We start from the raw sequence: 22,214 nt of genomic DNA on the forward strand, positions 1-22,214 counted from the left end.
CGCGGGATATTAACCGGTTATAGCACGCCCGTCCGTGGGCCTCTCCGGTCAGCGGGAACCGAGATACCGGTAAACCACCGCCAGATCCTGGTCGCCATAACCGCCATCCACGGCGGCCTGCCAAGTTTCACTAATGCGTTTCATTACAGGCAACTCGAGCTTACTGCCCGCATCAATCGCCAGATTGATATCTTTCAGCGCCCAGGTCAGCTGCATCTGCGGGGTATAATCGCCGCTTTTGAACATCGCCATTTTGCCTTTGATATACGGCGCCGCCAGAGGGCCGCCGTCGAGGACGTCCCACAGGTCATCCGGCGTAAAGCCCAGTTCTTCGGCCAGCTGGGTGCTTTCGGCGATGCCTTCCATCATGGCAATCAGCCACGCGTTAACCACCAGTTTCATTTTAGACGCACGACCGGCTTCACCCAGCCATTTAGTGGCTTTCGAAATGGCAGCAAAAACCGGTTCAACGGCCGCACCCGCCTCACGGTCACCGCTGGCCAGCACCACAATTTGCGCCTGTTCAGCGGGCGCTTTGGTACCCGAAACCGGCGCATCAAAGAACACCACGTCCGGGCGCTGTTCTTTAATCAGCACAATCAGCGATTCAGTGGCATCGACGCCCAGCGTTCCCATTTGCGCGATAATTCCGCCCTGCTTCAGCCCGGCTAAAAGCCCGTTATCGCCCTGATAAACTTCCAGAGAGGTTTTGCCGTCCGATAACATGGTAATCACCACATCGGCACCTTCTGCGGTTTCACGCGGTGTCAGGCCGCGTTGCGCGCCCGCCTTCACCAGATCGTCACCACGCGATGCTGTCCGGTTCCACACGCGGGTGGTGAAACCTTTTTTAATCAGATTGGTGGCAAATGCATGTCCCATCGCCCCCAAACCGAGCACCGCGACTACAGGTTGCTGACTCATGTCTTACTCCTTGTGCAAACGTTAAATGTATTCAAAAGGCTATCATCGCAGGCCCTGCGGCGGAACCGGCTTCTGTAACCAGATGCAACAGAGGGGCTTATAATACTTAACCTCTTCCAGCGAAGTGGCGTAACATACGCGCTTTCGTGCCAGGGCTGTCCCATAATGCCCCGGCAACTCTGATTTGACTGAGAATTTTCAGGAGTCGCAGCACTATGAGTAAAGTTGTTTTAATCGGGATCATTTCCGTCATTTTCGCCCTGATGGTGCTGATGTTGGGCTCGGTCTATGTTTATCCGTGGTGGATGCAGCGCACGACTGAAGGCGCATGCAGCACCATCACCAAAGATAACGCCATCGACACTGTGACCCGCGATTACATGCAAAACCGCATTCCCAACTGGGGCAACGATAAAGACAATATGGGTACCTCCGTGCCGGTGTTGAATTTCATCAGCGATGACGTCAAAGAAGACAAAGGCACTTACCACATTCCTTTCAGCGCCAAGGGGCCTAACGGCACGCTGGGTTATGTGGCGCACTTCAACTGCTCAAACCATTACGTGAAATATTCCACCGTCGAATAATGCCGGTTTTCCTCCCCCGCAGCGGTGGATTTCTGATAACAGCATTTGCCCCATAAACAAAAACCGGCACGCGATTGTGCCGGTTTTTTATTGTCTGTTGCGAACGGATGAATTACTTCGCCGGTGGCAGCTGACTCCAGTAAGTGCCGCTGAACGGAACCGGCAGGAACTGCGTATACAGTTCTTTCAAGGTTTCCTGCGGATCAACATCTTTAAACAGCTGCGGATACAGCGCTTTGGCGAACACTTCGACGTCGACCATGTGATACGGGCTGAGATAGAAATTATGCCAGACGCTGTACGCCCGCCCTTCGCGCACCGCTTTCAGCGTGGAAAGCACCGGCTGTTTATCCATTATCTGCCGGAAACTTTGCTCCGCTTCCTGTTGCGTGACCTGTGGCCCCAGCATCAGGTTGGACACTCTTCTCCCTTCCGGGCCCGCCATGCCCGTGGTGATATACACATCCGGGTTGGCCATAATCACTTTCTCTGCGTTCAGATCTCCGTACACGCTGCCAAAAGCACCTTTGGCGATGTTATCCCCGCCAGCAAACGCCAGCAGGTCAGCGAGATTCCCGTGAGAAACCGTGGTGCAGCACCCTTCACGGCGCCCCAGATGCAATTGCAGCATCACCGTCTGTCTTTTGCCCTGATACGCCGCGATGCGTTCACGAACGCGATCCATATGCTGCTGATAAAAAGCGATAAAGCGCGCCGCTTTCTGCGGATGGTTCAGCACGTCGCCCAGCAACTTTACGCTGGGGATCGTGTTATGCAGTTGATCCACGCGCAGATCGACGTAGATCACCGGGATCCCCGCACTGGTCAGCGTGATTTCCATCTGGTCGCGGTCGGTTTGTTTCTTAGCATACACCGGCAAAATCACCAGATCGGGTTTCAACGCAATCACCTTCTCCGCGTTCAGCTGCGTATAGTTGTTTTGCCCGAGCAGCGGGATGGTGGCGATTTCCGGAAAAGCTTTTACGTACATCGCCCAGCTTTGTGCATCGAGCTGCGCCATGTCGCCCGGCCAGCCAATAACGTGCTGCGCGGGGTTTCCGTCCTGCACCAGCGCCAGCGTATACAACATACGGCTTTCGCCCACCACGATCCGCTGCGGATTATCCGGCACGTTGACCGTCCGGTTAGAAATATCGGTCACGGTTCTGGCCTGCGCCAGGCCGGATAATAACAGGCAGGAAACCAGCAGAGACTGTGTGAACTTACGCATAACACCTCAAAACCCGTCACAAAGGCTGAGATGATAATGATTATCGTTATTTGCCGCAATGTGATGATTGCCCACTACTACAGGGTTGGGTAACGCGCACGCGCCAGTTTGCAGCGACGCCTGCCCGTAATTCGACTACACTGGTAGCCACTTTCCTCACAGGACGCAGTAATGATGAAAAGACTGACACAACAAGATATGACGGAAAGCGAACAACGCGAGCTGAAAACGTTGCTCGACAAAGCCCGCAAAGCTCAGGGCCGTGAGTTGACTAATTCGGAAAACAACCGGATTAAAGATGACTACATCGACAAGCTGATGGAAGAGAAAGAGAAAGTGGCCGCGCGTGCGCGTGCCGAGAAACGCCGCAATAAAGCGGTACCAAGCACCTCAGCGACCTATGACTGGACTGCCCGCACCCATCCGCGCGGCCGCCGTTAAGAACAAACTGACCCTCTTCGTGTATTACGCAGAGGGTCAGCTCAGAACATCGCGTTAACCGATTTTACTTCAGCAACTTAAAGCCGTGGCTCCCGTCTTTTTCCAGCTGCGCCACCAGACCGTATTCCCAGTCCAGATAATCCTGCATCGCCTGCGCGCTCACCGCCGTGCCTTCATACGGACGCTGATAGCGATCTTGCGCGTTCTCCAGATATACCGACTCGCCGCGCTCCAGTGATTCTCCGGCGTTAATCCAGCCGACCGTGCCCTTTTCCAGCAAATACGTCTCTTTACCGGTCAGCGCCGTGACCTCCGTGACAGCGTAACGCGCCAGCAAACCGCTGGTGCAGGTCACGACCCAGCGCGTTTTCTCCGGCTGTGCGGCAATGACCTGCGGAATATTGCCCCGCGTCGTCCAGACTGCGCCGGGAATGCGGCGATTGCGGAAATTCGCGCTGGTGGTGAGATCAATCACGCCCGTGCTGCCTTCTGCCAGCCAGTGTTGCAGCTGTTCCGGCGTGACGGATTCCACAGCAGGCGCAGGCGCGACCTGTGCTTTCCAGTCGCCCTGTTCCGCGAAATCTTCTTCTTTGAATTCCGCGACGTACACTTCCCAGTTCATCTGCGCCAGCCAGGAAGCTGCCATCCGGGCACGCACGCCGTCGCTGTCGGCCAGAACGACGCGCGCGCCGCGCACCGTCGCATAATGATCGGTTTCCTGAATCAGCTGGCCGCCCGGAACATGCCGCGCACCGGTGAGATGCCCGGCACGGTATTCTTCCGCCGTGCGGACATCAAACAGATACAACGTCCGTTGCGGATCCTGCTGCCATTCATGGATTTGTGACAATGTCACCGAGCGTACGCCCGCACGAATTGCCAGCGCCTGCGCGCCTTTCAGGGCAATGCGACGGGAATCTTCGCTCAGCGCCGGATAATGAGCATGTTCCTGATGCGCCAGCGTTTTCCCCGCCAGCGTCCAGCCAATGGTGCCGTTACGCAATGCCGCAACCGGCTGCGTGAATCCGGCATTGATCAGCGATTGCGTACCGATAATGCTGCGGGTACGACCGGCGCAGTTGACGATGATTTGCGTTTTTTTATCAGGCACCACGTCGCGTAAACGCAGCGCCAGTTCTCCGCCCGGCACGCTCACGCCACCCGGAATACTCATCGTCTGAAACTCATCGAACCGGCGCACATCCAGCACCGCCACATTCGCGCCCTTTTCCTGTAACGCCTGAACTTCATTAGCCGTCAGAGACGGAGTTTTATAATGATGTTCAACCCATTCACCAAATGCCTTACCTGGCGCATTCACATCAATAAAAATCTCACCGCCCGCTTCTTTCCAGCCAGCCAGATCCCCCGCCAGCAGCGCGATATCCCGGTAACCCAGCGATTTCAGCAATGCCGCCGCGCGCGTGGTTTTGCGTTCGCCGCGGCGTTCGTCATAAAACTCACCGTTATCATAGAGCGTGATGGCGGTCTGCCGGTTAGGAATGCGGTCCTGCACTTCCAGTTCCAGTTTGGACAACGCCAGATTGGCGGCAAACAGCGGATGCCCGGTGGCAAACGCCCCTTCTTCACGCAGATCAACCAGAGCCACTTCCTGCCCGTCACGCAGGGCCTGATGCAGTTGTGAAAAATGACGCAGAGGTAACGGATGAGATTCAGACATGAGTGTTCTCTTTTGACAGATCCCAGATATTGGGAATGTGCGAATTGGAATAACCGGAGATGAAGGTTTTTTCGGTGCCGTCCGGCAGATAAACCGCCCGCGACACCGCGCCGATATTGCCGCCGTAGACGTGAATGCTGACTGAAACCCGGTCGTCATGCAGGTTGCTGACCTGATGGATATCGAGTAAATCCGGCACGATTTTTTCCACATCGCCTGGCTGTAACGTCACGGCAGCGCCTTCCGGATGCAAACTGCCGTCACTGTGGCGGACATAATTCTGGCTGGTTTCCCCGCCGCGCAGCATGCCAATCAGCCCCCAGACGCGGTGATCGTGTACCGGCGTTTTCTGCCCCGGTCCCCAGACAAAACTGACGACAGAAAAACGTGAAAGCGGATCGGCATACAACAGGTATTGCTGATAATGCTCAGCGTGCGGTTGCGCAGTGTCCTCCGGCAGCCAGTTATCCGTGCTGACGAGCTTTTCCAGCAACGTACTGCCCTGCGCCAGTAATTCGGTCTGCCCGTGAGGCTCCTGCACCAGCCGGGTAAAATCCGCCAGAAACTGCCGCAGCGGTGCCACCTGTAAAGCCGCCATACCTTCACCTCTTTCTTCTGTAAGCGATTCTGATTTCCTTCAGGCTAGCACCGGTCAAACTCAAGCAAAATTCATTTTATGGATAAGCTAATATGCAATTCACACATAAAAATGTGCGGTGGGATCCAGCGTCACCGGTTGAATTGTTTTATCCTGTGGAGACGCATAACGTTTACTTTCCGATATTGGGTCCCGATGAAAATTGAAGATTTGACCGCTTTTGTGGCGGTTATCCGGTTGCAGTCAACGCGACTTGCGGCTGATGAGCTGGGGCTGACGCAGCCGGCAATTACCCGCCGGGTGCAGAATTTCGAAGAGTCGCTGGGTATTCCGCTGTTAAATCGCCAGACCAAACCCCTGAAACCGACGCTGATGGGCAACCGCGTTTATCAGCAGTGCCGTCATATTCTGCGTGAAGTGGATGCGCTCAGTGATCTGGTCGCCGCCGACAGCCCGCCTTCCGGCCTGTTACGTCTGGCAGTGCCACAAAGCCTGAGCGAAGGCAGCCTGCTTCCCGCGCTGAAAAGCCTCTCCGCGCAGTTCCCGGAGATTCAGCCTCGTCTCTCCAGCGGCTGGGGAGAAGAATTGTTGTTACGCATTCAGCGTCAGGAACTGGAAGCCGCCGTGGTGCTGTTTCCGGCCAGTAAGCAATTCCCCGAGGGCGTGGAAAACCAGCCACTCGGCGCGGTTGACCTGGTGGTTGTCGGCCCGAAAACCACCGGCACCCTGCCGCAGCGGCTGGAAGATTGTTATCAGCGCGGCTGGATCCTCAATCCCGAAGGCTGCGGTTTTCGCGCCGCCCTGCAACGCGCACTGACCGAGCAGGGTTTGCCGCTGCTCATCAATCTCGAAGCCTTTGGCACCACGCTCCAGTTATCGCTGATCGCCGAAGGCCGCGGGCTCGGCCTGATGCCTAAACCGCTGGTCGAACGCCACCCTCTGCGCGATGAGCTTGAGATTTACGCCCTGAAAGATTTCGCCCCGCGAAGCCAGCTATGGCTGGTGTATCCGAATGTCCCGGCGAGTCAGGTTCCGGCGATTGACGCGTTTGCAGCGGCGGTAGCCGAGGGGCTGGATCTTGGGGTTGCCAGCCAAACGGGCTAAAACCTTTGGGGGGCTGTCAAACTGGCCTTAAGTCAAAATCAAGACCTTGGGCTCGCCGCCCAAACCGGTCTTAAGCCAAAATCAAGACCTTGGGTTGCCACCCAAACCGGCTTCAAGGGGCGCCTATCGCCGCAACCCTTGAAAATCCCGGGCTCTTAAACTGCGCGCTGCCGCTCGCTGGCTATGTTTCAGCAGCCACAGCTATTGCCGCGAAAACTTGCCGCTGCGCGGTTCCCTTCGTTCGGGTTACAAACCTCGCAAAAACACGCTCGGTTTTCCACCACTCCTACGGCGTGATTTTTGAAAGCGGCCAGAAGCTTTCAAAAATAGAAGTTTGCACTGCATTTCTTAGTTCGGAAATAGTTAGGTTTCGAATTAGAAAGTCTCTGGCCGCTTTCAAAACGGCGTCGAATGAGTGATGAGAAACAGCGAGAGTCTTTTTTCGAGCTGGTTCGAATCCAAAATGAGAGGACCGCGCAGCGGCGACGTTTGCGGCAATAACTGCCGTACCTGAAACATACTTTACAAGCGATAGCGCGCAGTTAAAAAGCGCGGGTGTCCAGAGGGCGCGCGCGTTAACGCGCCCTTTGGGCCAGTTTGGGCGGCGAGCCCAAGGTTTTGCCTGTTTGGGTGGCAACCCAAGGTCTTGATTTTGGCTTAAAGCCAGTTTGGGGCCACCCCAAGGTCTTGCCCCATGCCCACAGCTAAACTCTGCCCCCATACAATGCACATTTTTTATATTAGCTTATCCATATAATTAATTTTTAACATAGTACCATCCCGTTTATGGTGATAACTCCTGCCAGCGCAGCCACAATCCCGCTGGCCTCTGACCTGAGGAGTGACAGCCTGTGAGCGTGCAATTTATTGGTATGATCGGCCATCGTCTGGCATCTGAAATCATCCCGCCGACCGGACCGATTTTTGATAAGCAATACATCGCGGATTTCGCCCGTGCCCATGAAAACGCCGGTTTTGACCGCATTCTGGTGGCATACGCTTCTGACCAGCCCGACGCATTTCTGGTGACCGCCCATGCCGGTGCCAGCACTTCGCGCATTCATTTCCTGCTGGCGCATCGTCCCGGTTTTGTCGCGCCGACGCTGGCGGCCCGTAAACTGGCGACGCTCGATCATCTGCTCGATGGCCGTCTGGCGGTACACATCATCAGCGGCGGCAGCGATGCTGAGCAAAAGCGTGACGGCGATTTCGAGCCGAAAGATTCCCGCTACCGCCGCACCGACGAATATATCGATGTGCTGAAACAGAGCTGGTATTCGGAAAAAGGCTACAACCACCAGGGCGAGTTTTACCAGGCGGAAAACGCCTTCTCCGCCATCAAACCTTTCCAGAAACGCTTACCGGTCTTCTTCGGCGGTTCGTCTGACGACGCCATCCGCGTAGCCGGTAAACAGGCTGACGTTTTTGCGCTGTGGGGCGAACCGCTGGAAAGCGCCAGGGAAACCGTTGAGGCGGTGAAAGCCTCTGCGGCCAGACATCAGCGTGAGATTGATTTCAGCATTTCTTTCCGCCCGATTCTGGGCAATACCGAAGAAGAAGCCTGGGCAAAGGCGGATGAAATTCTGGCGAAAGCCACCGCGCAGCAGGTGGAAAAAGGGACGGCGCTGGCACCGAAACCGCAAAGCGTTGGCGCACAGCGGTTGCTGAATGCCGTGGCGCAGGGCGATCGTCTGGATTCCTGCCTGTGGACCGGTATCGCCGGGCTGATTGGCGGCGGATCAAACTCGACCGCGCTGGTCGGTACGCCCGAACAGGTGTCTGACGCCCTGCTGAAATATTACGATCTGGGCATTACCACTTTCCTGATCCGTGGCTTTGACCCGCTTAACGACGCCGTTGAGTATGGCAAAAGCCTGATTCCCCTGACCCGTGCGAAAATCGCCGCACGTCAGGCTGTCCGTCCGACCACCCAGCCTACGCTGGTTTAAGGGATCCCGATGCGAGTTTCTGTCAATACATTACATACTCTGAAAAATCTGCTGTTAATGATGTCTTTGGTCGGCGGCGTATCGTCTGCCTTCGCCGAACAGGTCACCCTGCGCGTTGCCGACCAGAAAGGAAATATGCGGGCACAGCTGGAAGCGGCGAATAAACTGGACAATCTGCCCTACAAAATTGAATGGTCAGAATTCCCCGCCGCCGCCCCGCTGGCGGAAGCCCTGAATGCCCAGGCCGTGGATGTCGGCATTATTGGCGATGCGCCGCTGCTGTTTGCCGAAGCGGCGGGCGCGCAGGTGAAAGCCATCGCCGTCGACAAATCTGACGCTTACGGCACCGCGTTGCTGGTGAAAGCCGACAGCCCGATTAAATCGGCGGCGGATTTGAAAGGTAAAAGCATCGCCACCAACCGCGGTTCTATCGGACATTTCGTGGCGCTGAAAGCGCTGGCCTCCGCCGGGCTGAGCGCCAAAGATGTCACGTTCCGTTTTCTCCCGCCGAGCGATGCCAAACTGGCGCTGACGCAGGGTTCCGTAGATGTGTGGGCGACGTGGGAACCCTACACCGCGTTTGCTGAAACGCAGGATCATCTGCGTGTGCTGGTGAACGGGCGCGGTTTGTGGTCGGGGAATAGCTTCCTTGCAGCGACTGACACGGCGCTTAAAGATCAGGGTAAACGTCAGGCGATTGCGGATTACCTGCAACGGCTGAGCGACGCGCAGATCTGGGCGTATAAAAATCTGGATGCCTACAGCGAAAAGCTGGCGAAGATTATTGGCTTCCCGCTGGACGCGGCCAAGTTGTCGTTTGAACGCCGTAAATCCTACTGGCAACCCATCGACGCAGCTACGCAAACACAGCAACAGCAGACTGCCGATTTCTATCATGCGCAGGGTCTGTTGCCGGTCGCGCTGAATGTCACCGGCACCTTTGACCATTCTTTCCTGCTGAAATAACGTCACGCGGTTTCTGCCGCACCTTCATAAACACCGGCTCAGTGCCGGTGTTTACCTTTTTGCCTGCTCTCTTTGTGCGCTATAACACACTGATAAGCCGTGTTTTCCCTGTGTTTCGTAAACTGTGAACTGCCGCCCTGTACGGAAATTTCAGACGTGGTTAATAGAAGACGTCGCCCGTCATCAGGCTCAGCTAACAGGATGCAGCATGGAAAATTACGCGAACAAAAGTGGTGATTCACAGGTTGTCAGCTTCCAGATTGATGCCAACTCGATCAAAGTCCGATTCAAAAACAATCACGTTTATCTCTACGATATCCGTCATCCCGGCCCGGAACATCTCGAAAAAATGAAAGAACTCGCCCGCGCCGGTTGGGGGCTGAATACCTACATCGAAAGCGAAGTGAAAACGGATTTCTCGTCGAAAGTTTTCTGACATCAGGACTGCGTTTCCGGGCGGTTGTGAGCCAGCCGCCCGCGTTTTGTTTACCGTTTCAGCGTAAATTACACCTTGTTAACAATCTGCTGTGACAACCTCCGCTGAACCCGCTAGTCTTCGTTATTATCCAGTGTTTTAACGGAAACCCCGCCATGACCCGAAAAATTGTTAAGCAATACAAAGCCAGTCGTGATGATATCCGCGATCTGCAAACCCGCCGTCCGGTTCCGGGGCCGGAACTCGAGCAGCTCGACCCTTTCCTGTTTCTCAATCATCACGGCCCGCAGGTTTATGCACCGGATAACCTCGGTTTACCCTTCGGCCCTCACCCGCATCGCGGGTTTGAAACCGTCACGTTTATCCTGCGCGGCGAACTGGCACACAGCGACACCGGCGGCCATGAAAGTGTTATCGGTACCGGCGGCGTGCAGTGGATGACGGCCGGTTCGGGCCTGATTCACTCTGAACTTTCACCGGAAGCGTTCAAACGCCACGGCGGTGAACTGGAGATTCTGCAACTTTGGGTGAATTTACCGTCGCGGCTGAAAATGACGCCTCCGGGTTATGTCGGTTTGCAGGCGCAAGACATCCCGCAAATTCTGCTGAGCAAAGGACACGGCGCGATCAGCCTGATCTCCGGCAGCGTGGCAGGCGTCACCGGCCCGATAAAATCCCTGACCGATGTCACCCTGATGACCGTTCAGATGAGCGCGGGCAGCGAAGTCACCTTACATGCGCCGGCGGCACGGCAGGTCTTCCTGTATACGGTGAAAGGACGGCTGAAAATCGATGATATTCCGGCACAGGCCTGGCATCTGATTGAGCTGGATAACAGCGATGACCGCGTAACGATAACCGCAACCGACGACACCACGTTCCTGTTCGGACACGCTGACAAAATCAATGAACCGGTGGTTTCTCACGGCCCGTTTGTGATGAATACGGTGCAGGAAATTAATCAGGCCATTCTGGATTATCAGGCCGGAAAGTTTGATGTGAAGCTGTAATCTGACAGTGTTGACATAATAAAGGCGCCACACGGGCGCCTTTATGCATGATGAGAATTCGTCTTAGATTTTCAGTTTCACGTAGTCAATCGCACGGCTGATAATCCCGCCCTGCGCCACGTCTTCCAGCGCCACCAGCGGCACGGTTTTGATGACTTTACCGTTATCCACGATATTAATGCTGCCCAGTTCCTGGCCTTTTTTCAGTGGCGCATCAATCTGCGGATTGGTCAGCACGTACTGCGCTTTCAGTTTATCGGCGTCAGACTGCGGAACGCTGATGAACACATCGCTCAGGGAACCGACTTTCACCTGAGGATTCGCACCGAACCAGACGTGCTCGCTGGAAACGGTCTGATTCGCCTTGAAAATCTGCTTGCTGGTGTATTCGCGGAAGCCCCAGGTCAGCAGTTTACGTGCCTGTTCTTCGCGCCCTTTTGCACTTTTCCCGCCCATGACGACAGCAATCAGACGACGATCGCCCTGCGTGGCGGACGCGATAATGTTGAAACCGGCGCTTTCGGTGTGACCGGTTTTCAGGCCATCGACTTGCAGGTTTTTATCCCACAACAGGCCGTTGCGGTTCTGCTGGGTGATGTTGTCGTATGTCAGCGATTTCTCAGCATACATACGGTATTCCTCTGGCTCGCCGCCGATAATGGCGCGGGAGAGTTTTGCCAGATCGTATGAGGTGGTGAACTGCCCCGGCGCATCCAGACCGTGTACGGTTTCGAAATGCGTGTTGGTCAGGCCCATGCTGACCACGTACTGGTTCATCATGCCGACGAACGAATCCTGGCTTCCGGCCACGTAATCCGCCATCGCCACGCACGCGTCGTTGCCGGAAGTAATGATGATGCCGCGGATAAGGTCACGCACGGAAACGCGGTCGCCCGGTTTGAGGAACATCAGGGAAGAACCTTCGAGGCTCTTGTTACCGGCCACCCAGGCTTCCTGAGGAACGGTCACCACATCGTCCATGGTGATTTTTTTGTGGTCCAGCGCGCGGTCGATAACATAACCGGTCATCAGTTTGGTCAGGCTTGCCGGGTTGCGGCGGTCGTCCGGGTTCCCGGCGGCCAGTACATCACCGCTGGCGTAATCCATCAGCACGAAGGACGCGGCATCAATGCTCGGCGGAACTACCGGAAAATCCAGTGGAGCGACAGCTTTAACGCTGCCTGCGGAGAACATCAACACACAAGATAGGACACTAATTACACTACGTTTCACTGAATCATCCTTAAACGCGCCTTACCGGCAGGCGCAGAATGCGACCCTGCCAGCAGATAAAAAAATACGGAATATTATTTGCCGCATAGGGTGCCCTAAATCGTCGCTCAGAAAAACCCTTAGTCTTTTGCTAACCATTTCATAGTGAAACGGTTCTGTTACATCTTGACCTTAATTTGACCAAAAACCTCACATGGTGCCGTCATCACCCTTTCTTATCGCAACCCGCTGTTTTAACTCAGTCTGAAAATCACAACGCGCGTCGCATTCTGCCGGTAAAAATCCGTTATTCGTGGAGATTTTTAAGCAATAGACAGATCTAATCACACCATCATGGCATTCGATTAGACGCCGCTGCATCTCCCTCCTAAACTTGTGACATAAAATTAACAATCGGATTAACAACTCACCGTTCTGATTGTTTACAGACCAGACAAAAACCACCTGCGAAGCATAACTATGAAATTTAAAACTGAGATCAAACCCTACCACGGCGCGGCCGGTGGCTGGGGTGCACTGGAATCCACCACCCGTTTCGTCTTCGACAGTAAAAAAGTCCTCTCCAATCTGCGTAACCTGATGCGTGTTAACAAAGGTCGCGGATTTGACTGCCCGGGCTGTGCCTGGGGTGATGATAACCACAGTACGTTCAGTTTCTGTGAAAACGGCGCGAAAGCCGTCAGCTGGGAAGCCACCCGCAAAGCGGTTGAGCCGGAATTTTTCGCCCAGCACAGCGTGACCAAACTGCGCGCGCAGAGCGATTACTTCCTCGAATATCAGGGTCGCCTGACCCACCCGATGCGCTATAACCGCACCACCGACCATTACGAACCGATCAGCTGGGACGCCGCATTTTCGCTGATCGCCAGCCATCTTAAAGGCCTTGAAAGCCCGGATCAGGCAGATTTCTACACCTCCGGCCGCGCCAGTAACGAAGCCTCTTACCTTTATCAGGTCTTTGGGCGGATGTTCGGCACCAACAATTTCCCTGACTGCTCGAATATGTGTCACGAAGCCAGCGGCGTGGGCCTCAAGCAAAGTATCGGCGTCGGTAAAGGCACCATCCGTCTGGATGATTTCGAAAAAGCGGATGCGATTTTCGTCTTCGGCCAGAACCCCGGCACTAACCATCCGCGCATGCTGCACAGCCTGCGTCATGCGTCTGACCGCGGTGCTAAAGTCGTCAGCTTCAATACCCTGCGTGAACGGGGTCTGGAACGTTTTGCCGATCCGCAAAAACCGCTGGAAGTGGTGACACCGAAAGCCGGTCGTATCAGTTCTGCTTATTACCAGCCGAATCTCGGCGGAGACATGGCTGCCGTGCGCGGTATCGTGAAAGCGTTATTGCAGACGCACCGCGAGCGCATTGCGTCCGGCCAGCCTTCCCTGTTTGATGAAGAATTTATTGCGGCAAACTGCGCCGGTGTGGACGAGTATCTGGCTATCGTCGATGAGACCCCCTGGGACAAAATCACTGAACAGTCCGGCCTGAGCGAGCAGGACCTGCGCGAAGCCGCGGCGATTTATATGAATGCCGAACGCGTGATTTGTACCTGGGCGATGGGCGTGACGCAGCATAAACACTCCGTGCCGACCGTGCGTGAAATCACCAACCTGCAACTGCTGTTCGGTCAGCTGGGTAAACCGGGTGCCGGTTTGTGTCCGGTGCGTGGTCACAGTAATGTGCAGGGCAACCGCACAATGGGTATCGACGAAAAAGCGCCGAAAGCCCTGCTTGATGCGATGGAAAGCCACTTCAAATTCACTCCGCCACGCGTTCCCGGCCACAATACCGTGGAGGCGCTGGAAGCCATGCTGCGTCATGAAGCCAAAGTCCTGATTTGCCTCGGCGGTAATCTGGCCGCAGCAGCGCCGGACACGCCGCGCACCGAACAGGCGCTGAGCAATCTGGATTTATCCGTGCAAATCAGCACCAAGCTGAACCGCACGCACCTGACGCCGGGCGCTGAAGCGCTGATCCTGCCAACGCTTGGGCGTACCGAGCTGGATATGCAGGCGACCGGTTCGCAGTTCATCACCGTGGAAGATTCTTTCAGCATGGTGCACGCGTCAGAAGGCGTGGGGATCCCGTTGTCTCAGGAACAGCGTTCAGAAACCGCGATTGTCTGCGGTATCGCCAACGCCGTGCTGGGCGACAAATACCTGGACTGGATGGCGCTGGCCGACGATTACAACCTGATCCGTGACCATATCGAAGCGACAATCCCAGGATTCAAGGATTTCAACGCGCGCTGTGATATCAAGGGTGGTTTCTATCTGGGGAATGCGGCAGCCGAGCTGAACTTCAATACCCTGAGCGGCAAAGCCAATTTCAGCGCCGCGCCGTTGCCGGATGTACTGATCCCGATGGGCGACCAGAATGCGCCGTTTACGCTGCAAACCTTGCGTTCTCACGACCAGTACAACACCACAATTTACGGCCTTGATGACCGCTATCGCGGCGTGTACGGCCAGCGCGAAGTGCTGTTCATTCACCCGCAGGATCTGGCCGATTTAGGCCTGAAAGACGGCGAACTGGTGGAAATCGAAACCCTGTGGAACGACGGTATCGAGCGCAAGGTGACCGGGTTTAAACTGGTCAGCTACGACATTCCGCGCGGCAATCTGGCCGCCTATTACCCGGAAACCAACCCGCTGGTGCCGATGTCCAGTTTTGGTGACCAGACGCACACGCCAACCTCCAAAGCCGTTCCGGTGACCATCCGTCGCTGCGAGCAAAAAGTCGACCTGCAACGTATCGCATAACCCGTTCTGCGGGATGCGCCGTAAATCTCCCCTTTTGCTTCAGGGTTATGAGGCAAAAGGGGCAGATGCCGCTTGCCCGCAGGGGCTGAATCGCGTAAAACTGTCTGCCGCTAATCGAGCCACATTAACCCTAATTCTCTGGACGATATGTTTCAAGATAACCCGCTGCTCGCGCAGCTAAAACAGCAACTTCACTCTCAGACTCCACGTGTCGAAGGCATTGTAAAAGGGACTGAGAAAGGCTTTGGCTTTCTTGAAGTAGACGGTCAAAAAAGCTATTTCATTCCGCCTCCGTACATGAAAAAAGTCATGCACGGTGACCGCGTAATCGCCTCGCTGCAAACCGAAAAAGAGCGTGAAGTCGTCCAGCCGGAAACACTGGTTGAACCTTTCCTCAGCCGTTTTGTGGGCCGCGTGACGAAAAAAGACGACCGTCTTTCTATCATCCCCGACCATCCTTTATTACGTGATGCGATCCAGTGTCGCGTTGCGCGCAACATCAATCACGAAGTCAGTGACGGCGACTGGTGCGTGGCCGAAATGCGCCGCCACCCGCTGAAAGAAGGCGATCACAGCTTCCAGGCTGAAATCACCGAATGGATCACCACCGGCACCGACGATCTCGCGCCGTGGTGGGTCACGCTGGCCCGTCATAATCTTGAACGTGAAGCGCCAAAATCTGACATCGCTGAACTTCGCGATGAAGGCCTGACCCGCGAAGACCTGACTGCCCTGCCATTTGTTACCATCGACAGCGGAAGTACGCAGGACATGGATGACGCGCTGTATGTGAAAGACAACGGCGACGGCACCCTGCTGATGACTATCGCGATTGCTGACCCGACGGCGTACGTCACCGAAGGCAGCGAACTTGATAACATCGCCAAAAAACGCGCATTCACCAACTACCTGCCGGGCTTTAACATCCCGATGCTGCCGCGTGAATTGTCCGATGACGTGTGTTCCCTGTGGCCGGACGTCAGCCGCCCTGTTCTCGCCTGCTCCGTCACGCTGGGCTCCGATGGCGCACTGGGCAGCGACATTCGTTTCTTCGCCGCCACCATCGAATCCAAAGCCAAACTGGCCTACGACGATGTGTCCGACTGGCTGGAAGCGGATGAGAAAAGCGCATGGCAACCTGCCAGCGATGTGATTGCTGATCAAATCCGTCTGCTGAAACGCGTTTGCGATGTGCGCAGTGCATGGCGCACCGAACACGCGCTGGTATTTAAAGACCGTCCTGATTACCGCTTCGTTCTGGGTGAAAAAGGCAACGTTCTGGAAATCATCGCCGAGCACCGCCGTATCGCGAACCGCATTGTTGAAGAATCCATGATCGCCGCTAACGTCTGTGCAGCCATTGCACTGCGCGACAGCCTCGGTTTCGGCGTATACAACGTGCATACCGGTTTCGACCCGTTGCTGGTTGAAAACGCGGTTACCGTACTTGCGGCCAATGACGTTGAAGCTAACGCCCAGGAACTGCTGACTCTGCCAGGTTTCTGCGCGCTGCGCCGCAAACTGGATGCCCTGCCAACACAGTTCCTTGACAGCCGTATCCGTCGTTTCCAGACCTTTGCAGAAATCAGCACCACACCGGGGCCGCACTTCGGTCTGGGTCTGGAAGCTTATGCGACCTGGACATCCCCTATCCGTAAATACGGCGATATGGTGAACCACCGTCTGCTGAAAGCGATGATCCTGCAACAGTCTGCTGAGAAACCTCAGGACGACATGACCGTTCAGCTGGCCGAACGTCGCCGGGCGAACCGCATGGCCGAACGCGACGTCGGTGACTGGCTGTACGCCCGTTATCTGGAAGACAAAGTCGGCACGGATGTGAAATTCAGCGCTGAAATTATCGACGTGACCCGCGGTGGTTTGCGCGTCCGCCTGCAAGATATCGGCGCCGTTGCCTTCATCCCTGCTCCGTTCCTGCACAGCGTGCGCGACGAGCTGGTATGCAGTGCTGACACCGGCACCGTGCTGATTAAAGGCGAAGTCGCCTATCGTCAGAGTGACATCATTGATGTCAATATCGCCGAAGTGCGGATGGAAAATCGCAATGTGATTGCCAAGCCTGCAGCTTAGCGAACGAATGGTCGTTTGATGTGCATCAGAGCCGGTTCTCAGGAATCGGCTTTTTTTTTATGCGCTTTGGGCGAGCGCGGGCGCCTTTGAATTAGCTGGTTCGGGATCGGGAAAATTTCGGTTTTTCAATAACAGTGTTCACTTAACTCGCCGCGCCGAAACCGACCAAAGAGGGCTATGACGAGCCCTCTTTGGAATCTCCGCGTCTTTTTACAACCCGCGCTACCGCTCGCTGGCTATGTTTCATGTGCCGCAGCTATTGCCGCGAAAACTTGCCGCTGCGCGGTACCTTCATTTCGGTCTTCGAGACTAAGGTCTCGAAACACTCATTCAGCAAGCTTTCTGAAAGCGGCTGGAGGATTATCTAAATTCAAAGTCATTCAGTTTTCTTACTTAACCTTTTGTGAAAACGGCAACTCATTTTATTAAAAACAACTAGCAGTGAGGTTGTGAACTAAAAAGCCCCTGGCCGCTTTCAAAAATCGCGGGTTTTCTTACTTAACCTTTTGTGAAAACGGCAACTCATTTTATTAAAATCAACCCGCAGTAAGGTTGTGAACTAAAAGCCCCTGGCCGCTTTCAAAACGACGTGGAGTGAGCGGTGAGAAACGGCGAGAGTCTTTTCCGAGCAGGTTCGAACCCGAAGCGAAAGTACCGCGCAGCGGCGGCGTTTGCGGCACTAGTCGGAGTTGCTGAAACATAGCCAGCCAGCGGCAGCGCGCAGTTGAAAAGCGCGGGTGTCCAGAGGGCGCGCGCGTTAACGCGCCCTTTGGGCCAGTTTGGGCGGCGAGCCCAAGGTCTTAAAGTTGAAAGTTGAAAGTTGAATTACCAGGCGCCCGTATGACGCCTCATACCATCAAATCTGATAGTCAATCACCGGCTCATCCCCTGCCGCAAACACCTTCTCCTTGATCTCATTCACCGATAACCCCGGATTACACAATTCGATAAACCGCCAGACGTAGTTTCTCTGCAACTGCGCTTTTTTAAGCCCCAGCCAGACGGTGTTGCCTTCGAACAAATGCTCGGCGTTAATCAGCTGAAGGCCGGTATCTCGCGCGGCTTCAAAGGCTTTATCTGCCAGGATCCCCACGCCTAATCCCAGTTCGACGTAGGTTTTAATCACGTCAGAATCCTGCGCGCTGAGTACGATATCCGCGCTGAGCGCCGCGCGGCTGAAGGCTTCATCCAGGCGGGAACGCCCGGTGATGCCCTGACGATAAGTGATCAGCGGTTGTTCGCTGAGATGCTGCAACGTGACCGGGTGCTGCAACGTCAGCGGATGGCCCTGCGGAACTACAATTGCGTGATGCCAGCGGTAATACGGGAACGCCGCCACCGCCGGGTCGTTCATCAGTTTTTCGCTGGCGATGGCCACGTCCGCCTGCCCGCTCAGTAACATCGCCAGCACTTCCTGCGGCGAGCCCTGATGAAGTTCCAGCCGTACGCCCGGATAAATCGCGCGGAAGGCTTTGATCACTTTGGGCAGACTGTAACGCGCCTGCGTGTGCGTGGTGGCGATGGTCAGTACACCCGCGTCTTCTTTCGAAAATACATCGGCCAGACGGCGGATATTCTGCGCTTCGTTGAGAATGCGCTCAGCCACGGCCAGCAGCTCTTTGCCCGGTTCTGTCAGCCCCAGCAGACGCTTGCCACGACGGATGAAAATCTCAACGCCCAGTTCATCTTCCAGCTCGCGAATATGACGACTGACGCCTGACTGCGAAGTGAACAACATGTTCGAGACTTCGGTCAGGTTGTAATTGCATCGCGCGGATTCACGTATAATTTTGAGTTGTTGAAAATTCACCGCTGTCTGCCTCTGTTCTGCCTGAAAACCCTATTGTTACGATCTGTAGCTATGCCAGACAAATAAGAAAAAGCGGTTACTTATGCTTTTTACGACTATAGCCTGCTCACCGGATTTTCAGCGCCCATAAAAAAACGCCGGCAGGCGGCGTTTTCTCTCATTATCGGGTAAATAAACCGGCGGATTATTCAGGCACCGGCGTCACGACCGGCTGACCTGAAAAAAAAGCATCCAGATTTGACTGCACCAGCGTCATCATATTTTCGACAGATTCCGGCGACCGCCCGGCCACATGCGGCGTCAGCACCAGATTATCCAGCGTCAGCATTTCTGCCGGCACTTTCGGTTCTCCGTCAACCACATCCAGCGCGGCTCCGGCGATTTCACGGCGTTGCAGACTGGCAATCAGCGCGTCACTGTCCACCACGCTGCCCCGCGAAATGTTAATCAGATAACCGTTTTCTCCCAGCGCTTGCAGCACCTGCGCATTCACCAGCCGCGTGGTATGGGCACCGCCGGGCGTGGCGACAACCAAATAATCCGCCCAGGCGGCCAGTTCTGTGACGCCTGGGAAATACTGATACGGGCTGTTTTCCTGCGCACGGCGGTTGTGATATCCCACGTCCATATCAAAGCCACCGGCGGCGCGGCGGGCAATCAGCGCACCGATGTTGCCCAGACCAATAATCCCCAGCCGTTTACCGGCCATGCCGTCCACGTTCCAGCGCGTTTTTTTCCATTCTCCGGCGCGCACGGCAGCATCGAACTGCGGGATCCGCCGCGTGATTGCCAGCATCAGCGCCAGCGTGTGATCCGCAACAGAAGAACTGTTGGTGCCCGGCCCGTGTGTGACCAGAATGCCGCGCTGTTTTGCCGCCACCACATCGATATGTTCAAAGCCGACGCCCTGCGCACAGATGATTTCCAGCGCGGGCAATGCCGCGATTTCCGCCGCGCTCACACCAATGGTGCCGATGGTTAAAATGGCGCGGATAGATCGGGCGATGTCCGGATCAATATTGGCGCGCTGTTCCGGCGTGGTGGCGAAATGCAGGGAATATCCGGCAGCTTCAAACCGTTCAGGGTAACCCGCATCAAGTTCGATGTGGCTCAGCAAAGCGATGGTCATTTGGACTCCTGTTTCAGGCTTAACAACGGCAAATAATGTGTCTCGCCCGCCTTGTTAACAGCGGGTCAGAGTGAATATCTGCGAATGCCGCCGCCATGTACAGAAGTTAAGCTTTACAGAATGATGCAGACGAAAAAATGCCGGTGTGAGGGGCCCACACAGGCGAATTTAGACAAGACGGCCAAAATGATGAATACAAAATTAAGGCGATGGATTACACCGCTTTATGCTGATAAGTCGCGATAATTTTGCTGTAGGCGTAGGACACGATGCCTTCATACGTACACTGATACAGGTTGTTGTGATCGCTGGTGTGACACATTTCCAGCCCCTGATTGTAATCACGGGTCGCATCCCAGCCGGAGATGGTGCCGAAGTTGTATTTTTTCGCCAGGTCGATCAGTTTTTTCATATGAGCGGTGGTGAAGCTCGGGCCGGTGTCGTTGATGCCAAACATCGGCGTGAAACCGATACGACGCCACAGTTTGGCATCTGACCACTCGGTGAAGACAGTTTTGATCTGACGATGCATCGCCAGCATCGACATTTCCACACCGGTATACATGTCCGGCGGCGGCGCAACGTCACCGAAGTCCATCGACATGGCGTTGAACAATGCCGGTGAAAGGCCCGCGTCATGCACCATACGCACGAAATCAATACCGAAAGACGTCAGCCCCTGAGAATCGTCAGAAGTCTGGCCATCAACCGGCAGCGTGAAGGCGATTTGCAGTGACGGATTGTTTTTCTGCACCACGGCCATCGTCGCCAGCAGACGGCTGAGCATTTCGGTCTGCTGCAATGCGCCGCCTTCGATATCGAAATCGATATGATTGACCGCATAGTTATCCAGCACGCCCTGATACAGCGCAGCCAGTTCGCCCACGTCGGTAATGTGCTCTTCGAGGAAGTTAGAGTTCGCCCCGCCGAAGGAAATCGCCACATCACCGCCCGCTGCACGGAATGCCGCGATATCGGCTTTGCCGTAATCCGAGACCGTCGCATCCCCGGTGAATTCCGCGCCGTAATCGCCGACGTTGGCGTCAGTGATGCTCACCAGCCCGCCCCAGCAAGGGCGATAATTCGGCGCGCCGTTACCTGCGTTCATGTCCGCAGCGGTGATAAAGCCCAGCGTGTACGCCTTCAGGCCAGACTCCTTGCCGAATACGCTCGGACGCGGTGTCGGCCAGCCGGTGAAATCCATAAAGGGTGCGTGGTTAAAGCTGTAATCACCGGAATCCGGCAACGTTTTGTCGGTGGTGACATTAAGTACGGCGGACTTCGCCGAGAAATTGCCAGCCAGATCGTAAGCACGAACCTGAACGCTGTAGGCAGTTTGCGACGTCAGCCCGACCATCGTCACGGAGGTGCTGGTGGTTTTTTGCGTTTTGGCCGCTTTGGTTTTGGTGTTGGTATACGTGACTTCGTAGCCACTGACCATCACGTTATCGGTGGACGCCGTCCAGCCCAGCGTCAGCGTGACCGCGCCGCTCGCCACGACTTTCACCTGAGTTGGAACGGTCGGTGCCTGCGTATCCGCCACCTGACCGGCCGCTTCGCCGTTGACTTTAAAACCGTGCGGCAGATTACCAATGCTCACACCGCTATTGTTGCCGACCATGATTGCAAACGTGCCCTTGCCGCCCGCCGGGATCACGCTGCAATCGTCAGTCAGCGTGCCTTTGATCGGGCTGCTCCAGGTTTCGAACTGGAAGTTAATGTTCGCAGAAGCGCTTTGGGAAGCATCCAGCGTGAATTCGACTTTGCCGGATTCCAGATCTTTATCAGTGAAATTAAATACGTCGATAGAACAGGAAGATGACCAGACGTCGTCAGCATTTTCCCATGCCGCGGAAACCATATATTTTTGTTTGGTAGTGCTCATGAATCGTAACTCCGAAGATTGATGTAAGTGAGTGAATTAACGGAAATCAGACGGCGCGCCGCTGTTTTCTCTGCACCCAGTATCGGAGCCCGATTTCAGAAGAGAAAATCACACTGCATCAAAAAAACGCGTGATGAATCAAGGATTTATTATCAGTCAGTAAGAGACGTATTTGTGACGCAGCGTGACGGATAAAAACCTATCAATCAGGAATATTTTTATCCCGCTGATTTATGCGAGGGCGCGTTAGCGGCCTCTTTTTTGTCATCAGACTTGTCATCAGAACCTCCCGGATTCGCCGGATATTTCCCCCGTGTCAGGGGAAAAACCGTAACTGCAACTACACTGATTTGATAGCAACAGACAAGCGGCC

Annotated in this window: 17 protein-coding genes; 9 read left to right on the plus strand and 8 right to left on the minus strand. The window is 55.2% G+C overall.

Features of this window, described 5'->3' with window-relative positions:
- Positions 1–48: 48 nt before the first annotated feature.
- Complete coding sequence (locus tag IV433_RS16630; protein WP_195815112.1) at positions 49–924, minus strand: NAD(P)-dependent oxidoreductase; 876 nt, start codon at positions 922–924, stop codon at positions 49–51.
- A gap of 215 nt (positions 925–1,139) precedes the next feature.
- On the opposite strand from IV433_RS16630, the gene IV433_RS16635 reads away from it, so the two are divergent.
- A complete protein-coding gene (locus IV433_RS16635; protein ID WP_104922019.1) occupies positions 1,140–1,511 on the plus strand; it encodes a protein YebF in 372 nt (123 codons plus the stop codon).
- 112 nt (positions 1,512–1,623) lie between these two features.
- On the opposite strand, the gene IV433_RS16640 is transcribed toward IV433_RS16635, so the two are convergent.
- Positions 1,624–2,742: an ABC transporter substrate-binding protein gene (locus tag IV433_RS16640; protein ID WP_195815111.1), complete on the minus strand. Its 1,119-nt coding sequence runs from the start codon at positions 2,740–2,742 to the stop codon at positions 1,624–1,626.
- A gap of 174 nt (positions 2,743–2,916) precedes the next feature.
- Here IV433_RS16640 and IV433_RS16645 point away from each other — a divergent pair, with 174 nt between their 5' ends.
- Positions 2,917–3,183, plus strand: coding sequence for a DUF3811 domain-containing protein (locus IV433_RS16645; RefSeq protein WP_095922033.1), 267 nt, complete (start codon positions 2,917–2,919; stop codon positions 3,181–3,183).
- A 64-nt stretch (positions 3,184–3,247) separates the two neighbouring features.
- Here IV433_RS16645 and IV433_RS16650 read toward each other — a convergent pair whose 3' ends face one another.
- Together IV433_RS16650 and IV433_RS16655 are read right to left on the minus strand one after the other, a co-directional pair.
- On the minus strand, positions 3,248–4,864 hold the full coding sequence (locus IV433_RS16650) for a rhodanese-like domain-containing protein (protein WP_195815110.1): 1,617 nt from the start codon (positions 4,862–4,864) through the stop codon (positions 3,248–3,250).
- Positions 4,857–5,462, minus strand: coding sequence for a cysteine dioxygenase family protein (locus tag IV433_RS16655; protein WP_195815109.1), 606 nt, complete (start codon positions 5,460–5,462; stop codon positions 4,857–4,859). The genes IV433_RS16650 and IV433_RS16655 overlap by 8 nt, the downstream gene beginning before the upstream one ends.
- 195 nt (positions 5,463–5,657) lie before the next feature.
- Between IV433_RS16655 and IV433_RS16660 the strand changes: the two genes are divergently transcribed.
- The 5 genes from IV433_RS16660 (at position 5,658) to IV433_RS16680 (ending at position 10,927) form a co-directional block, all read left to right on the plus strand.
- Positions 5,658–6,566 carry a LysR family transcriptional regulator gene (locus tag IV433_RS16660; protein ID WP_195815108.1) on the plus strand — a complete coding sequence of 303 codons (909 nt, stop codon included), beginning with the start codon at positions 5,658–5,660 and terminating at the stop codon, positions 6,564–6,566.
- 851 nt (positions 6,567–7,417) lie between these two features.
- Positions 7,418–8,515 carry an LLM class flavin-dependent oxidoreductase gene (locus tag IV433_RS16665; RefSeq protein WP_195815107.1) on the plus strand — a complete coding sequence of 366 codons (1,098 nt, stop codon included), beginning with the start codon at positions 7,418–7,420 and terminating at the stop codon, positions 8,513–8,515.
- 9 nt (positions 8,516–8,524) lie between these two features.
- Positions 8,525–9,481: an ABC transporter substrate-binding protein gene (locus IV433_RS16670; RefSeq protein ID WP_195815106.1), complete on the plus strand. Its 957-nt coding sequence runs from the start codon at positions 8,525–8,527 to the stop codon at positions 9,479–9,481.
- A 208-nt stretch (positions 9,482–9,689) separates the two neighbouring features.
- Positions 9,690–9,917, plus strand: coding sequence for a hypothetical protein (locus tag IV433_RS16675; protein ID WP_015697366.1), 228 nt, complete (start codon positions 9,690–9,692; stop codon positions 9,915–9,917).
- Between the two features lie 155 nt (positions 9,918–10,072).
- Positions 10,073–10,927, plus strand: a complete 855-nt coding sequence (locus IV433_RS16680; protein WP_195815105.1) for a pirin family protein — start codon at positions 10,073–10,075, stop codon at positions 10,925–10,927.
- A gap of 63 nt (positions 10,928–10,990) precedes the next feature.
- Here IV433_RS16680 and IV433_RS16685 read toward each other — a convergent pair whose 3' ends face one another.
- Positions 10,991–12,160: a serine hydrolase gene (locus IV433_RS16685; protein WP_152326259.1), complete on the minus strand. Its 1,170-nt coding sequence runs from the start codon at positions 12,158–12,160 to the stop codon at positions 10,991–10,993.
- A gap of 459 nt (positions 12,161–12,619) precedes the next feature.
- Between IV433_RS16685 and IV433_RS16690 the strand changes: the two genes are divergently transcribed.
- Both IV433_RS16690 and IV433_RS16695 read left to right on the plus strand, forming a co-directional pair.
- Positions 12,620–14,926: an FdhF/YdeP family oxidoreductase gene (locus tag IV433_RS16690; RefSeq protein ID WP_195815104.1), complete on the plus strand. Its 2,307-nt coding sequence runs from the start codon at positions 12,620–12,622 to the stop codon at positions 14,924–14,926.
- Between the two features lie 147 nt (positions 14,927–15,073).
- Entirely contained in the window at positions 15,074–17,017 is a 1,944-nt protein-coding gene (locus tag IV433_RS16695) for an exoribonuclease II (protein ID WP_195815103.1), read from the plus strand.
- 856 nt (positions 17,018–17,873) lie between these two features.
- Here the strand turns inward: IV433_RS16695 and cbl are convergent.
- The 3 genes from cbl to IV433_RS16710 all read right to left on the minus strand — a co-directional run bounded on the left by cbl (position 17,874) and on the right by IV433_RS16710 (position 21,841).
- Positions 17,874–18,827 (minus strand): HTH-type transcriptional regulator Cbl, encoded by a 954-nt coding sequence (gene cbl / locus IV433_RS16700; protein WP_195815102.1) that lies wholly within the window; start codon positions 18,825–18,827, stop codon positions 17,874–17,876.
- A gap of 184 nt (positions 18,828–19,011) precedes the next feature.
- The gene (locus IV433_RS16705; protein WP_195815101.1) at positions 19,012–19,956 is read right to left on the minus strand and encodes a 2-hydroxyacid dehydrogenase; all 945 of its coding nucleotides are present in this window, start codon (positions 19,954–19,956) and stop codon (positions 19,012–19,014) included.
- Between the two features lie 214 nt (positions 19,957–20,170).
- Positions 20,171–21,841: a fibronectin type III domain-containing protein gene (locus IV433_RS16710; RefSeq protein WP_195815100.1), complete on the minus strand. Its 1,671-nt coding sequence runs from the start codon at positions 21,839–21,841 to the stop codon at positions 20,171–20,173.
- Positions 21,842–22,214: the final 373 nt, after the last annotated feature.

It is taken from the genome of Rahnella laticis (genome assembly GCF_015644585.1).
GTDB lineage: Bacteria > Pseudomonadota > Gammaproteobacteria > Enterobacterales > Enterobacteriaceae > Rahnella > Rahnella laticis.